The organism is Mesorhizobium ventifaucium (assembly GCF_935822925.1).
Taxonomy (GTDB): Bacteria; Pseudomonadota; Alphaproteobacteria; order Rhizobiales; family Rhizobiaceae; genus Mesorhizobium; species Mesorhizobium ventifaucium.
Genome location: NZ_CAKXZS010000014.1, coordinates 150,786 through 164,763 on the forward strand (window position 1 = coordinate 150,786; position 13,978 = coordinate 164,763).

General features: G+C 64.7%; 13 protein-coding genes. All 13 read right to left on the minus strand.

Annotation, left to right across the window (positions count from 1 at the left end; genetic code table 11):
* Window positions 1–100: 100 nt before the first annotated feature.
* Entirely contained in the window at window positions 101–2,242 is a 2,142-nt protein-coding gene (locus tag NMG70_RS13640) for a sodium-translocating pyrophosphatase (RefSeq protein WP_254025010.1), read from the minus strand.
* A 273-nt stretch (window positions 2,243–2,515) separates the two neighbouring features.
* On the minus strand, window positions 2,516–3,280 hold the full coding sequence (locus NMG70_RS13645) for an ABC transporter permease (protein ID WP_254025011.1): 765 nt from the start codon (window positions 3,278–3,280) through the stop codon (window positions 2,516–2,518).
* Complete coding sequence (locus NMG70_RS13650; protein WP_254025012.1) at window positions 3,277–4,215, minus strand: ABC transporter ATP-binding protein; 939 nt, start codon at window positions 4,213–4,215, stop codon at window positions 3,277–3,279. Before NMG70_RS13650 ends, NMG70_RS13645 begins: the two co-directional genes overlap by 4 nt.
* Complete coding sequence (locus tag NMG70_RS13655; RefSeq protein WP_254025013.1) at window positions 4,212–5,378, minus strand: ABC transporter permease; 1,167 nt, start codon at window positions 5,376–5,378, stop codon at window positions 4,212–4,214. Before NMG70_RS13655 ends, NMG70_RS13650 begins: the two co-directional genes overlap by 4 nt.
* 260 nt (window positions 5,379–5,638) lie before the next feature.
* A complete protein-coding gene (gene osmF / locus NMG70_RS13660; protein ID WP_254025014.1) occupies window positions 5,639–6,550 on the minus strand; it encodes a glycine betaine ABC transporter substrate-binding protein OsmF in 912 nt (303 codons plus the stop codon).
* A 344-nt stretch (window positions 6,551–6,894) separates the two neighbouring features.
* Window positions 6,895–8,112: an MFS transporter gene (locus NMG70_RS13665; RefSeq protein ID WP_254025015.1), complete on the minus strand. Its 1,218-nt coding sequence runs from the start codon at window positions 8,110–8,112 to the stop codon at window positions 6,895–6,897.
* Window positions 8,109–8,609, minus strand: coding sequence for a transcription antitermination factor NusB (gene nusB, locus NMG70_RS13670; protein ID WP_254025016.1), 501 nt, complete (start codon window positions 8,607–8,609; stop codon window positions 8,109–8,111). Before nusB ends, NMG70_RS13665 begins: the two co-directional genes overlap by 4 nt.
* Entirely contained in the window at window positions 8,606–9,100 is a 495-nt protein-coding gene (ribH, locus tag NMG70_RS13675; protein ID WP_254025017.1) for a 6,7-dimethyl-8-ribityllumazine synthase, read from the minus strand. The genes nusB and ribH overlap by 4 nt, the downstream gene beginning before the upstream one ends.
* 363 nt (window positions 9,101–9,463) lie before the next feature.
* Window positions 9,464–10,081 carry a riboflavin synthase gene (locus NMG70_RS13680; RefSeq protein WP_254025018.1) on the minus strand — a complete coding sequence of 206 codons (618 nt, stop codon included), beginning with the start codon at window positions 10,079–10,081 and terminating at the stop codon, window positions 9,464–9,466.
* Entirely contained in the window at window positions 10,081–11,262 is a 1,182-nt protein-coding gene (gene ribD / locus NMG70_RS13685; protein ID WP_254025019.1) for a bifunctional diaminohydroxyphosphoribosylaminopyrimidine deaminase/5-amino-6-(5-phosphoribosylamino)uracil reductase RibD, read from the minus strand. The genes NMG70_RS13680 and ribD overlap by 1 nt, the downstream gene beginning before the upstream one ends.
* Before the next feature lie 2 nt (window positions 11,263–11,264).
* A complete protein-coding gene (gene nrdR / locus NMG70_RS13690) occupies window positions 11,265–11,741 on the minus strand; it encodes a transcriptional regulator NrdR (protein ID WP_023798407.1) in 477 nt (158 codons plus the stop codon).
* Between the two features lie 148 nt (window positions 11,742–11,889).
* Window positions 11,890–12,477, minus strand: a complete 588-nt coding sequence (locus NMG70_RS13695) for an invasion associated locus B family protein (RefSeq protein ID WP_367185532.1) — start codon at window positions 12,475–12,477, stop codon at window positions 11,890–11,892.
* A gap of 82 nt (window positions 12,478–12,559) precedes the next feature.
* Window positions 12,560–13,873, minus strand: coding sequence for a serine hydroxymethyltransferase (gene glyA, locus NMG70_RS13700; protein WP_254025020.1), 1,314 nt, complete (start codon window positions 13,871–13,873; stop codon window positions 12,560–12,562).
* Window positions 13,874–13,978: the final 105 nt, after the last annotated feature.

Consider the following 13,978-nt stretch of genomic DNA (forward strand, 5'->3'; position numbering starts at 1 on the left):
GGACGTCATGCCCTGACGCTGAATGTCCAAAATAGAACAACCCGCGGGATCGCTCCCGCGGGTTCGGTTGTGGATTTCGGCCCTGGAAGGCCGAGCGGCCTCAGCCGTGCGCGAGCACGGCCAGCAGCAGCAGGGCGACGATGTTGGTGATCTTGATCGCCGGGTTGACTGCCGGTCCGGCGGTGTCCTTGTAGGGATCGCCGACCGTGTCGCCGGTCACCGAGGCCTTGTGCGCCTCGGAGCCCTTGAGATGCTTGACGCCGTCCTTGTCGGTAAAGCCGTCCTCGAACGATTTTTTCGCGTTGTCCCAGGCGCCGCCGCCAGAGGTCATCGAGATGGCGACGAACAGGCCGTTGACGATGACGCCGAGCAGCGAAGCGCCAAGTGCTGCAAAGGCGGACGCCTTCGAGCCCGAGATCAGCAGCACGCCGAAATAGACGACCAGCGGAGCCAGCACCGGCAGCAGCGACGGAATGATCATTTCCCGGATCGCCGCCTTGGTCAGAAGATCGACCGCACGCGCATAGTTCGGCTTCGAGGTGCCGGCCATGATGCCCGGATCCTCGCGGAACTGCTTGCGCACCTCCTCGACGATGGCGCCCGCCGCACGGCCGACAGCCGTCATGGCGATGCCGCCGAACAGATACGGAATCAGACCGCCGAAGATCAGACCGGCGACGACGTAAGGGTTGGAGAGGTCGAAAGAAACTTCGCCCATGCCCTGGAAGTAAGGATATTTGTCGCCATTGGCGGCGAAGAACTTCAGGTCGTTGGAGTAGGCCGCAAACAGCACCAGCGCGCCGAGGCCGGCCGAACCGATGGCGTAACCCTTGGTCACCGCCTTGGTGGTGTTGCCGACGGCATCGAGCGCATCGGTGGACTGGCGCACTTCTTTGGGCAAGCCGGCCATTTCGGCAATGCCGCCGGCATTGTCGGTGACCGGGCCGAAGGCGTCGAGCGCAACGATCATGCCGGCAAGGCCGAGCATCGTGGTGACTGCGATCGCCGTGCCGTAAAGGCCGGCGAGCTGGTAGGTCGATATGATGCCGCCGACAATGACGATCGCCGGAAGTGCCGTCGATTCCAGCGAGACAGCAAGGCCCTGGATGACGTTGGTGCCGTGACCGGTAACCGAAGCCTGGGCGATGGAGTTCACCGGGCGTTTGTCGGTGCCGGTGTAGTATTCGGTGATCACCACGATGAGACCGGTCACCAGAAGGCCGATCAGGCCGCAGATGAACAGGTTCGTGCCGGTGATGGCCATGCCGGCGACCGTGCCGATCTCGCCCCAGCCCAGCGTTGCCGAGGTGGCGATGCCGAGGCCGACGATCGACAGCAGGCCGGTGACGATCAGGCCCTTATAGAGAGCGCCCATGATCGAGCCGTTGGAGCCGAGCTTGACGAAGAAGGTGCCGACGATGGAGGTCAGGATGCAGGCGCCGCAGATGGCCAGCGGATAGAGCATCGTGGCACTGAGAACGGCGGTGCCGCCGAAGAAAATGGCGGCGAGGACCATGGTGGCGACCACGGTCACCGCATAGGTCTCGAACAGGTCGGCGGCCATGCCGGCGCAATCGCCGACATTATCGCCGACATTGTCGGCGATGGTGGCCGGATTGCGCGGATCGTCTTCGGGAATGCCGGCTTCGACCTTGCCGACGAGATCGCCGCCGACGTCGGCGCCCTTGGTGAAGATGCCGCCGCCGAGACGGGCGAAGATCGAGATCAGCGAAGCGCCGAAGCCGAGCGAAACCAGCGCGTCGATGACGACACGGTCGTTGGGCTGAAGGCCCATGAATTGGGTGAGGATCAGGTAGTAGATCGAGACGCCGAGCAAGGCCAGGCCAGCGACCAGCATGCCGGTGATGGCGCCCGACTTGAAGGCGATCTCGAGGCCGGCAGCGAGGCTGTTGGAAGCCGCCTGCGCGGTGCGGACATTGGCGCGCACCGAGACGTGCATGCCGATGAAGCCGGCGGCGCCCGACAGAACGGCGCCGATCAGGAAGCCGATGGCGGCGGTGATCGAAAGCAGCCACCAGGCGAGCAGCAGGACCACGACGCCGACGATGGCGATGGTGGTGTACTGGCGCGCCAGATAGGCCTGCGCGCCTTCGCGGATGGCCGCGGAAATTTCCTGCATGCGTGCATTGCCCTGATCGGCCGCGAGGACCGATTTTGTCGCCCAGATGGCGTAAAGGACTGAAAGCAGACCGCAGGCGATGACAGCTGAAATTATGGTCATTGCCGGATTTTCCTCGATTGATGACCCAAAAGAACCCCTCCCTGGGCCGTTGAGACGGGGAGCGGATTCCGCACGCGGAATCCGCTCCCCTCGCATCGGCTTATGCGAAACAGGGGTGCGAACGTCAAGATATTGTTCGGTTTTTGCCCGGCTTTCGCCCAAAAGCCTCTCGGAGAGCCGCTCTTTCACCTCAGTCCCCCGGCCGGGTCATGGAAATCCCTGTTGGAATCCATTTCCGCCGAGATGAGCGAAGGCGATATCTGAGTTTGTTAACTACGCCGTCTCCTGCCCCATGCGGCGCGCCGTGTAGCGCTCGATCGCCGACAGCCCGTCATAGATCAGCACGGCAAGGGCGGCGACGATCAGGCCGCCCTGCAGGACGAAGGCGAGGTTGTTGGACAACAGACCGGCGATGATCACCTCGCCCAGCGTCCTGGCCGCCACGGTCGAGCCGATCGTCGCGGTGGCGAGGCTGATGACCACCGAAAGCCGGATACCGCCGAGAATGATCGGCGCGCTGAGCGGCAGCTCGACCTTGACCAGCCTTTGCCAACCGGTCATGCCGGCGCCGCGCGCCGCCTCGACCACATTGGCCGGCAGCGTCGTCAGCCCGGTCAGCGCGTTCTCGAAGATCGGCAGCAGGCCGTAGAGAAACAGCGCGATCAGTGTCGGCTTCTCGCCAAAGCCGACGGCCGGCACGGCCAGCGCCAGCACCGCCACCGGCGGAAAGGTCTGGCCGATATTGACCAGGCTGCGCGACAGCGGCAGGAATTCGACGCCGGCCGGCCGGGTGACCAGGATGGCGAGCGCCACGGCAACGGTGGTTGCCGCCACCGTCGCGATCAGCACTGTCCGCAGGTGCAGCAGCGTCAGCGTCAACAGGCTGCCCTGGTTGTAGATTGCCGGCGCGTTGCTCTCGGTCAGCGGCTTCAGCAGCGGCTCGAACCAACCCGGATTGCTCACGAACGCAATGAGCAGCACCACCAGCGCGAGCCTGAGCAGCGATGGAACCCAGGCTTTTACACCGGCCTCTTTCATGCCGGACTCGCCGCCCGTTTCACCAGCCCGTCCACCGTCACGCGGCCAAGCGGCTTGCCGTCGGCGCCTTTCACCGGCAGCGCCGGGCGTCCCGACCACAACAGTTCGGCCAGCGCATCGCGCTGGCTGGCGTCGCCGGGGATCGCCTCGCCTTCGGCGGTGCCCGTCTCCACTGCGTCGCGCACCCGGCCGAGCGACAGCAGCCTGAACGGTTTTTCGCTGGCGCCGACCAGGGTCTCGACGAAGGCGCTGGCCGGCTTCGCCAGGATTTCGGCGGGCTTGGCATATTGCACCAGCTTGCCGGCATCCATCACCGCGATCTTGTCGCCCATATGCACCGCCTCTTCCATGTCATGGGTGACGAGGATGATGGTGGTGCCGAAGCGCTTCTGGATCGCCAGAAGATCCTCCTGCGCCTTGTTGCGGATGATCGGGTCGAGCGCGCCGAACGGCTCGTCCATCAACAGCACGTTCGGCTCCGCGGCAAGCGCCCTGGCGACGCCGACGCGCTGTTGCTGGCCGCCGGAGAGCTCGTGCGGATAGCGTGGCCCGAACGCCTGGGGATCGAGCTGGTAGAGCGTCATCAACTCGTCGACGCGGCGCTTGATGCGGGCCGCGTCCCAGCCGAGCAGCACCGGCACGGTGGCGATGTTCTGCGCCACAGTGCGATGCGGAAACAACCCATGGCCCTGGATGGCGTAGCCGATGCTGCGGCGCAGCTCGTAGCCGGGCAGCGAGCGGTTGTCGGCGCCGTCGAGCCTGATCACGCCGGCGGTCGGCTCGACCAGCCGGTTGATCATGCGCAGCAGCGTCGTCTTGCCGGAGCCGGAGGTGCCGACGATGACGGCGATGGTGCGCGGCTCGATCACCATCGACACGTCGTCGACGACGGTCGTCGCGTCATAGCGCTTGGTAATGCCTTCGATCTCGATCATGCCGGTTGTGCCTCGGGTCTCCTGGTGGAGGTCATTTCGATCACCGCGTCGAGGATGATGGCGGCAGCAAAGGCCAGAGCCACCGTTGGCACGGCGCCGAGCAGCACCAGGTCCATCGCCGTCTGGCCAACGCCCTGGAACACGAACACGCCGAAGCCGCCACCGCCGATCAGCGCGGCAATGGTGGCAAGGCCGATGTTCTGGACCAGCACGATGCGGATGCCGGTGAGGATCACCGGGAAGGCCAGTGGAAATTCGACGCCGAACAGGCGCTGGCGGTCGGTCATGCCCATGCCGCGTGCGGCATCGTTGGCGGCGCGCGGGACGCCGGCAAGACCGACCACGGTGTTGGCCACAACCGGCAGCAGCGAATAGAGGAAAAGGGCGACGAAGGCGGGCGCGGTGCCGATGCCGCGAATGCCGAGGGAGGCCGCGCCGGGCACATGCGTGGCGACCCAGCCGAGCGGCGCGATCAACAGGCCGAACAGCGCGATCGAGGGAATGGTCTGGATGATATTCAGCACGTTGAGCACGCCGGCCCGCAGTTTTTCGACGCGGTGGCAGAGGATGCCGAGCGGCAGGCCTGCTATCACCGCCGCCGCCAGCGAACCCAGCGCCAGCGTTACATGCTTGGAGCCTTCCGCCCAGAAACTGTCGGCACGGTTGGCATATTCCTTGAGGATCGACAGACTGTTCCAACTGCCCGAGACCAGCAGCATGCCGATCGCCGCTGCCGCGACGACGAGCACGCCGATCCGCGCCCATGGCGACAGGTTCAGCCTCGTCAGCACATCGGCGAGCAAAAGCGTAAAGGCGAAGATCAGCAGCCAGAAACCCGAAGCTGGCGAGATGCGGGCAAAGCTGTTGCCCTCAGGCGTCAGGAAGCTACCGGCGACGCCGATCAGCAGCGCCAGCGCCGCAAGCGCGACCACGCTGGCGGCAAGGCGCAGGATCAGTGGCGTTTTCAGCAATGCGACGACCGCCGCGACGACGATGACCGCAAGCAGCAGCGGCCCCAGCATCGCCGGCAGCGCTTCAAGAATCGAGCGTGCCTCGCCGGGTACGATGCGATTGGCGCGAAACGTGGCGAATGGCGCGGCGAAGGCGGCATAGGCAACAATTGCGGCGATGACCACACCGAGCTTGTCGAAGCGGATGGTCATGACGCACGCCTGTGCGAAACGACGTACGCTGGGGGAGATGCGGCTGCGGGATTGTGACCTCGGCGCCCGGCGCCCCCCTCTGTCCTGCCGGACATCTCCCCCACGAGGGGGGAGATCGGATGTCGCCTCGGCTTTCGCCAATTGTCAGCGGCGCAAGGTGTGTGCCGGCGCCGGAGCCGCCAATCTCCCCCCAAGTGGGGGAGATGGCCGGCAGGCCAGAGGGGGGCGCCTCGCACCGGCGTCACGATTTCAGGAACGGCCTACTTCAAAAACCCGTTCTTCTTCAAAAAGTCTTCGGCGACGCCCTTGACCGGCTCGCCGCCGACCTGCACGCGGCCGTTCAGTTCCTGCAGGGTGACGAGGTCGAGCTTGGCGAAGACCGGCTTCAGCAGCGTCTCGATTTCGGGATGCTCCTTCAGCACCGCCTCGCGAATAATCGGCGCCGGCTGGTAGACCGGCTGCACGCCCTTGTCGTCTTCGAGCACGACCAGGCCGGACGGCGCGATGCCGCCATCGGTGCCGTAGACCATGGCGGCATTGGCGCCGTTGGTCTGGTTCGCCGCAGCGGCGATGGTCGCCGCCGTATCGCCGCCGGAGAGTGTGATCAGCTGGTCCGGCTTCAGCGTGAAGCCAAAGGTGGTCTGGAAGGCCGGCAGTGCGGCGGCCGAATTGACGAATTCGGCCGAGGCCGCCAGCACCACCTGGCCGCCGCCGGAGACATATTTGCCGAAGTCGGACAACGTCGCCAGCTTGTTGATCTCGGCGACATCCTTGCGCAGCGCAATCGCCCAGGTGTTGTTGGCCGGCGACGGCGACAGCCAGACGATCTTGTTGGCGTCGTAGTCCAGCTTCTTGGCCGTTTCGTAGCCCTTGGCGGCATCCATCCACACCGGATCGTCGGCCTTTTCGAAGAAGAAGGCGGCATTGCCGGTGTATTCCGGATAGATGTCGATCTCGCCGGCGGTGATCGCCTTGCGCACCACAGGGGTGCCGCCGAGCTGGATGCGGTCGGTGGTCTGGATGTTGTTGGCGTTCAGCACCAGCTGGATGATGTTGCCGAGCACGCCGCCTTCGGTATCGATCTTCGACGACACGACCACCTGAGCGCTCGCCGAGGCTGCGGCGATGCCGAGCGCCAGTGCCGCGCCGGCCAGAACCTTGACTGAAAACATATCACAAATCCCTTGCTGAGAACCGGACTATATGAGCATGGCTTCAATGCCCCGTCGGGGTACACGGTTTCATAAGAAGGGGGATGGGGGCAATAATTTGTTCGGATGCGGGTGAATCCGCTGCCGTCTGATCCCGACAGCGTCATGTCACTAAAGCGCGTCGCGTTTGGCCGACCTCATGCGACGCGCTTTAGTATTGTTGTTTTGTGCATGTCGTTATCGCAAAACCGCTGCACACTTTTGCGCGACATGCATTAGAGCGCCGCGCGTCCGCTTGGACGCGCAAAGGACGCTGTAGCACTTTTGATTTTGCGCATGATCCTTTCCGAACCTTCGGTTCGGGGTCATGCGCTGGTCGGCCGCGCGGTCATCTTCAGCACGCCCAGCGCCACGAAGCACAGCACCGTCACCGGGAAGATGATCCAGTTCAGCATCTCCCAGCCCCAGGCGTTGTAGACCGCGCCGGACATCAGCGAGGCGAAGGCGACGGAGCCGAACAGGACGAAGTCGTGAAAACCCTGGACCTTGGCCTTTTCGGATGGCCGGTAGCTGTCGGCGACCATGGCGGTGGCGCCGATGAAGCCGAAATTCCAGCCAAGGCCGAGCAGGATCAGCGCCGTCCAGAACTGCCACAGCGCCAGGCCCGACAGCGCTACCACGGCGCAGCCGAGGAGCAACACAAGGCCGGTTGCGACGATCCGCTCGGCGCCGAAGCGATAGATCAGCGAGCCGGTGAAGAAGCTCGGCGCGAACATCGCCATGACATGCCAGGAAATGCCGAGCGTGGCGTCGTCCGTCGACAGGCCGCAGCCGACCATGGCGAGCGGTGCGCCGGTCATGACGAAGCTCATCAGCGCATAGCTGCCAACGGCACAAAACAGCGCCGCAACGAAACGCGGCCTGGTGACGATCTCGGAGAGCGGGCGCGCGTCGCTGTCGGCGATTTCCGCTTTGCCCGTTGCCCTCACCGGGATGCGCAGCAACGACAGGATGGCAGCGCCGACCCCCGCCAGCACCAGGATGGAGGCAAACGAGCCGGCAAACATCACCGGCGCAAACAATTCGCGGGTGAAAATGACGATCTGCGGCCCGAGGATGGCGGTGACGATGCCGCCGGCCAGCACGAAGGAGATGGCGCGCGCCTTGAATTCAGGCGGCGCGTTGTCAGCGGCGGCGAAGCGGAATTGCTGGACGAAGGCACCGCCGATGCCGATCACCAGCAGGCCGAAGGCGAACAGCCAGAAGCTGGCCTGGAACAGCGCCAGCGTGGCGACCAGACCGCCGAGCGCGGTGACGATCGACCCGGTCATGAAGCCGTCACGCTGGCCGAGCCGGCGGATGATGGCTGCGGCCGGCAGGGCGCCGAGCGCCACGCCGACGTTGAAGCCGGTGATCGGCGCCGTCGCCAGCGACTTGTCGGAGTCGAGCAGATAGTGCCCGGCCAACCCACCCACGGAAATGGCGATGGGTGCGGCCGAGCCGATGATCGCTTGCGAAGCGGCGAGGATGAGCGCCGTGCGGCGCGCTTCCCTGCCAGCCTCGGCGGTAGCGACCGCCGTCATGAAGCGTCCTTGCCACGCCCTTCGCCGCGCACCCGGCGCGACACGCGATCGAGCACCGCGTTGACCAGCTTCGGCTCGTCTTCTTCGTAAAACGCCTTGGCGATATCGACATATTCCGAGACGATGACAGCCACCGGCACGTCCTCGCGCTTCATCAGCTCGTAGACGCCGGCGCGCAATATGGCGCGCAGCGTCGAATCGAGCCTGGACAACGGCCAGTCCTCGGTGAGCGCCTCGCGGATGATCGGATCGATGGTCTTCTGGTTCTCGACGACGCCGGCGAGGATGGCGCGAAACCATTGCGCGTCGGCCTCGCGATAGAGCGCGCCGTCGACTTCCTTGCCGAGCCTGAACGCCTCGTATTCGGCGGTGATCTCGAAGACCCCGCTGCCGGCCACATCCATCTGGTAGAGCGCCTGCACGGCGGCCAGACGGGCTGCACCGCGCTTGTTGGCGTGGCGCACCGCGGGCTGGCCGGGCGATGCGGGTTCGCTCACGATCGCTCTCCCAACTGTTGCTTGAGGGCAATCATGGTCAGCGCCGCACGCGCGGCAAAGCCGCCCTTGTCGCCTTCCGAACGCCTGGCCCGCGTCCAGGCCTGCTCGTCATTTTCGGTGGTCAGGATGCCGTTGCCGATGCAGACCGCTTCCTGGACGGACAGATCCATCAGGGCACGGCTCGATTCATTGGCGACGATGTCGAAATGATAGGTGTCGCCGCGCACGACGGTGCCGAGGGCGACAAAGCCGTCATAGTTCCGCCCGCCCTCGGCGGCGCCGTCAAGCGCGAAGGAAATCACCGCTGGAATTTCGAGCGAGCCCGGAACGGTGACGACGTCGTATGTCGCACCCGCTTCCTCGAGCGCGCTTGTCGCGCCTTCGAGCAGCGCGTCGGCAAGGTCGTCGTGGAAGCGTGCCTCGATGACAAGAAGGTGGGCCTTCTTCTTCGGGCGAATGAACGCTTTGCCGTGTTGGGATGTGCCAGCCATAGATGTCTCCGGGATCGCCGGTGACTTAGGCCGAAGCCGGTTTGATCGCAAGCGGAAGATTGGTGGAGATGCGGACGTGCCTGATTATTGGGTTCCTCCGAAGCTGGCGCTGCCCCTCATTGCCCTGCCGGGCATTTCTCCCCGTAAACGGGGCGAAAGAAGCTGGCCGCAGCGCCGGCGCCCTTCTTGCAACGCTGATGACTGGCGAAACCATCGATGACAGCGCCCCTCGCCCCGTGGAGAGGCGCCGGCAGGCGGGTGAGGGGCAGCGCCAACGGAACGGAACACCGCGCGAATCAAATCCGAGGTGCTCGTCCTGTTTTGACCAACCGTATCAATCCACGCCGCTCTCCGGCAGGGCCATCAAAGCCCCTCTTTCGCGGCCTCCGCCAAGCGCGCCGCGTAGCGGGCCATGGTGTCGATCTCCAGATTGACGCGGTCGCCGACCTGGCGTTCGCCCCAGGTGGTCACGGTCAGCGAGTGATGGATCAAGAGCACGTCGAAGCGCGTGCCTTCGACCCTGTTGACGGTGAGCGAGGTGCCGTCGAGCGCGACAGAGCCCTTGGGCGCGATGAATTTGGCCAGGTCGCGCGGCGCTTCCAGCGTGAAGCGCACCGCATCGCCCTCCTCCTTGCGCGCCACGATCTCGGCCATGCCGTCGACATGGCCCGAAACGATATGGCCACCGAGTTCGTCGCCGATCTTCAGCGCCCGTTCCAGATTGATCCTGGTGCCGGATTTCCAGCCCATCGCCGTCGTCAGCCTGAGCGCCTCCTCCCAGGCCTCGACCTCGAACCAGCGCGCATTGGCGCCGCTTTCCGGCAGCGCCGTCACTGTCAGGCAGACGCCGCCGCAGGAAATCGAAGCGCCGATGGCGATCGTCTCAGGGTCATAGGCGGTGTCGATGCGCAAGCCGACGCCCTCTCTCAGCGGCTTCACGGTAGCGACAGTGCCGACATCGGTGACAATCCCGGTAAACATCAGATCCTGTCTTTCAGTTGACCATGTTCTTGTCCAAAAACCGGTTCCCACTTTTTGGGATCATGTCTTATCCACTCGGCGTAGCTGTCTTCGCCGAAACGCATGTCGCGCAATTTGCGAAATCCTGCCGGGATATGCTTGGCGTCGAGGGGCGATGCAATGCCGCGCTTGCCGATCGGCTCCTGCCCCTGGAACAGCACGATGCGGTCGACCAGCCCCTCGGTGAGGAAGGCCTTAGCCACCTTGGCGCCGCCCTCGACCAGCACGCTCGCCATGCCGAGCGCTGCCAGATCCTCGAGCAGTTCCGGCAGCGCAATGTCGCCTTCATAGGTCTCGGTGCCGATGAAGCGCACGCCGGCGCGTTCGAGCGGGGCCCGCCGGTGCGGATCGGCTTCGGCGCAGGCGGCGACATAGAGCGGAACCCGGTCGACGCCGGCGACCAGTTTCGACGTCTCCGGCAGCCTGATGTGGCGGTCGAGCACGATGCGCACCGGCGAGCGGTTCTCCAGCCCCGGCAACCGCACCGTCAGCGCCGGATCGTCCTCCAGCGCCGTGCCGATGCCGATCAGTACGCCGTCGGCTTCGGCGCGCATCAGATAGACTTCGCGCCGGGCGATGTCGCCGGTGATCGAGACCTGTCCCTCGCCTTTCATGCCGATCTTGCCGTCGCTGGAAAGCGCAAGTTTCAGGATCACTTCCGGACGTTTTTTCAGAGATCGAATGAGATAGCCGGCCATCTGCTCGGCGGCTTCTGCCACCAGCACCTTTTCGACCACTTCGACACCGGCAGCACGCAGGATCGCATAGCCGTTGCCGGACACGCGTGGATCGGGGTCGCTCGCAGCCCCAACCACCCGCGCGACGCCGGCATTGACCAGTGCACTGGCGCAAGGCGGGGTGCGGCCATGGTGGGCGCAGGGCTCCAAAGTGACATAGGCGGTGGCGCCGCGTGCGAGCTCGCCGGCCTCGGCCAGCGCCTCGGTCTCGGCATGCGGCCGGCCGCCGACAGCGGTGACGCCGGTGCCGACGATCATCGGCCGGGTACCGTCGTCGCGCACGATCAGTGTGCCGACGGAAGGGTTGGTCGAGGTCCGCCCGGCGTTTTTCCGCGACAGCCTCAGTGCCGCCGCCATGAAGCGGCGATCAAGAACCTCTTGCTCGGCTTGGCTGCGCCTTGCCATGCTCAGCCGGCGTCCTCTTCCTTGAGCTCGTCACCTTTCAGTTCACCCAGCACGTCGTGAAAATCCTTGGCCTCGCGGAAATTGCGATAGACCGAGGCGAAGCGCACATAGGCGACGTCGTCGAGCGACTTCAGCGCCTCCATCACCAGGCGGCCGACCTCGCCCGAGGCGACCTCGGTCTCGCCGGAGCTTTCGAGCTGGCGCACGATGCCGGTCACTGCGCGGTCGATGCGCTCGGGATCGACATTGCGCTTGCGCACGGCGATCTCAACCGAGCGCAGCAGCTTGTCGCGGTCGAACGGCACCTTGCGTCCGGATTTCTTCACCACCACGAGGTCGCGCAACTGCACGCGCTCGAAGGTGGTGAAGCGGCCGCCGCAATCAGGGCAGACGCGCCGCCTGCGGATCGCCGCGCCATCTTCGGCGGGGCGCGAATCCTTCACCTGCGTATCTTCGGACTGGCAGTAGGGACAGCGCATGGACAGCCTTGTGTTCGCGATTCTCGTGGAGCGAAGGCTTAGAGGTTTTTGCCGCGATGGCAAAGTATCGCGGTGGTCTCTCGCGCCTCAGAAATAGCGAGGCGCGAGGAAAATTGCCAGCAGCATACCGGACGGCAATACCGGCCGATTACGGCGCGACGTCAGCAGTCGGGAACCCACATGAGACGCCGAGGCTGCGATAGGCCTTGGTGAAGCCGTCCATCGATACGGTCGCGACTGGCGTGTCGGCGAAGGTGATATCGAGCGCGCTGGCGCTGCGCATCGCACGCAGCAGTGCCAGGCTGATCTCGGGCTTGTTGTTCAACATCCATTTTCCGCCGGCACCGGCCATGGCATCAACGGTCGCCTTGACCTTGCCGTTGGCATCGCCGAACACCGCCGGAATGTTCTCGCCAGTCGGCAAGTCCTTGTTCTTCATGGCGATGACAAGGGTCGGATAGCCATTGGGCGGCAGTGCATCACCGTTCGAGATGGCAAGCGTGAGAGTGCCGCTGGTACCGCTCGCGTCGAGAAAGGCGGTCGAGGCGACGCAGGTCTTGCGCAGATCCTCACCGGTATCGATCTCGTCCACAGTGATGGACCACTGGCCGAAGGTTTCGGTCTTCGGTGCGGCTAGGGTAGGCGCAGACTGTGCCATGCCGGCGGTCGGCAAGGTGGTCAATGTGACCAACACGCCAAGCGCGCCAAAGCCAGCGACACGGAAAATCTGCATCATCGTCAAGGTTCCTGTCCGGACTCCGTCCCCGCTGAAAAAGTGCTTCTCGTCCGGCCGATGAGGGACGACATTTTGCGTGAGCTCAACCGAGATAGGGATAGAGCGGAAAACGATCCGTCAACGCGGCCACCTTCGCCTTCACCGCTGCCTCGACGGCTGCATTGCCCTCATCGGAATTTGCGGCCTTGAGCCCGTCCAGCACCTCGGCGATCAGCTTGCCGATCTCGCGGAACTCGGCCTGGCCGAAACCGCGGGTAGTGCCGGCCGGCGTGCCGAGGCGCACGCCCGAGGTGACGAACGGCTTTTCGGGATCGAAAGGGATGCCGTTCTTGTTGCAGGTGATGTTGGCGCGGCCAAGCGCTGCCTCGGCACGCTTGCCGGTGGCGTTCTTCGGCCGCAGGTCGACCAGCATCAGATGGTTGTCGGTGCCGCCGGAGACGATGTCGAGGCCGGTTTCCTGCAGGCTGGAGGCCAGCGCCTTGGCATTGGCGGCAACGCTCTCTGCATAGGTCTTGAAGCTTGGCTTCAGCGCTTCGCCCAAGGCCACAGCCTTGGCGGCGATGACATGCATCAGCGGACCACCCTGCAGCCCCGGGAACACTGCCGAGTTCATCTTCTTGGCGATATCTTCGTCGTTGCACAGGATCATGCCGCCACGCGGGCCGCGCAACGACTTGTGCGTGGTGGTGGTGACCACATGGGCATAAGGCAGCGGCGACGGATGCACGCCGCCGGCGACCAGGCCGGCGATGTGGGCCATGTCGACCATCAGATAGGCGCCGATCGAGTCGGCGATCTCGCGAAAGCGCTTCCAGTCCCAGACGCGCGAATAGGCAGTGCCGCCGGCCAGGATCAGCTTCGGCCTGGTCTCGAGGGCAGTCTTCTCGATCGCATCCATATCGAGCAGATGGTCGTCCCTGCGCACCCCGTAGGAAACGACCTTGAACCATTTGCCGCTCATGTTGACCGGCGAACCGTGCGTCAGGTGGCCACCGGAATTCAGGTCGAGCCCCATGAAGGTGTCGCCGGGCTGCAGCAGCGCCAAAAAGACCGCCTGGTTCATCTGGCTGCCGGAATTCGGCTGGACGTTGGCGAAGTTGCAGCCGAACAGCTTTTTGGCACGCTCGATGGCCAGGTCCTCGGCCACGTCGACGAACTGGCAGCCGCCATAGTAGCGCTTGCCCGGATAGCCCTCGGCGTATTTGTTGGTCATGATCGACCCCTGCGCTTCCAGCACGGCGCGGGAGACGATGTTTTCCGATGCGATCAGCTCGATCTCGTGGCGCTGGCGGCCGAGCTCGTTGCGGATCGCGCCGAAAATCTCCGGATCGGCATCGGCAAGCGTGGTTTCGAAGAAGGATTCGAATTTGTTCGACACTGCCGCTGCTGTTGCCATGCTTGAGATCCTTGTCGTCCGGGGGCCTGCCGCGCCATTAACACAGTTGCTTTCGCCCCGCCACGTTTGCGACGCGAAATTTGCTGGTCGGATTGCGGCAGCGAG

Bases quoted from the DNA above. Each gene is read 5' to 3' on its own strand.
- NMG70_RS13655 (WP_254025013.1), bottom strand. From the start codon at position 5,378: ATGACCATCCGCTTCGACAAGCTCGGTGTGGTCATCGCCGCAATTGTT.
- nrdR (WP_023798407.1), bottom strand. From the start codon at position 11,741: ATGCGCTGTCCCTACTGCCAGTCCGAAGATACGCAGGTGAAGGATTCG.
- osmF (WP_254025014.1), bottom strand. From the start codon at position 6,550: ATGTTTTCAGTCAAGGTTCTGGCCGGCGCGGCACTGGCGCTCGGCATC.
- glyA (WP_254025020.1), bottom strand. From the start codon at position 13,873: ATGGCAACAGCAGCGGCAGTGTCGAACAAATTCGAATCCTTCTTCGAA.
- NMG70_RS13640 (WP_254025010.1), bottom strand. From the start codon at position 2,242: ATGACCATAATTTCAGCTGTCATCGCCTGCGGTCTGCTTTCAGTCCTT.
- NMG70_RS13680 (WP_254025018.1), bottom strand. From the start codon at position 10,081: ATGTTTACCGGGATTGTCACCGATGTCGGCACTGTCGCTACCGTGAAG.
- NMG70_RS13695 (WP_367185532.1), bottom strand. From the start codon at position 12,477: ATGATGCAGATTTTCCGTGTCGCTGGCTTTGGCGCGCTTGGCGTGTTG.
- NMG70_RS13650 (WP_254025012.1), bottom strand. From the start codon at position 4,215: ATGATCGAGATCGAAGGCATTACCAAGCGCTATGACGCGACGACCGTC.
- ribH (WP_254025017.1), bottom strand. From the start codon at position 9,100: ATGGCTGGCACATCCCAACACGGCAAAGCGTTCATTCGCCCGAAGAAG.
- NMG70_RS13665 (WP_254025015.1), bottom strand. From the start codon at position 8,112: ATGACGGCGGTCGCTACCGCCGAGGCTGGCAGGGAAGCGCGCCGCACG.
- ribD (WP_254025019.1), bottom strand. From the start codon at position 11,262: ATGGCAAGGCGCAGCCAAGCCGAGCAAGAGGTTCTTGATCGCCGCTTC.
- NMG70_RS13645 (WP_254025011.1), bottom strand. From the start codon at position 3,280: ATGAAAGAGGCCGGTGTAAAAGCCTGGGTTCCATCGCTGCTCAGGCTC.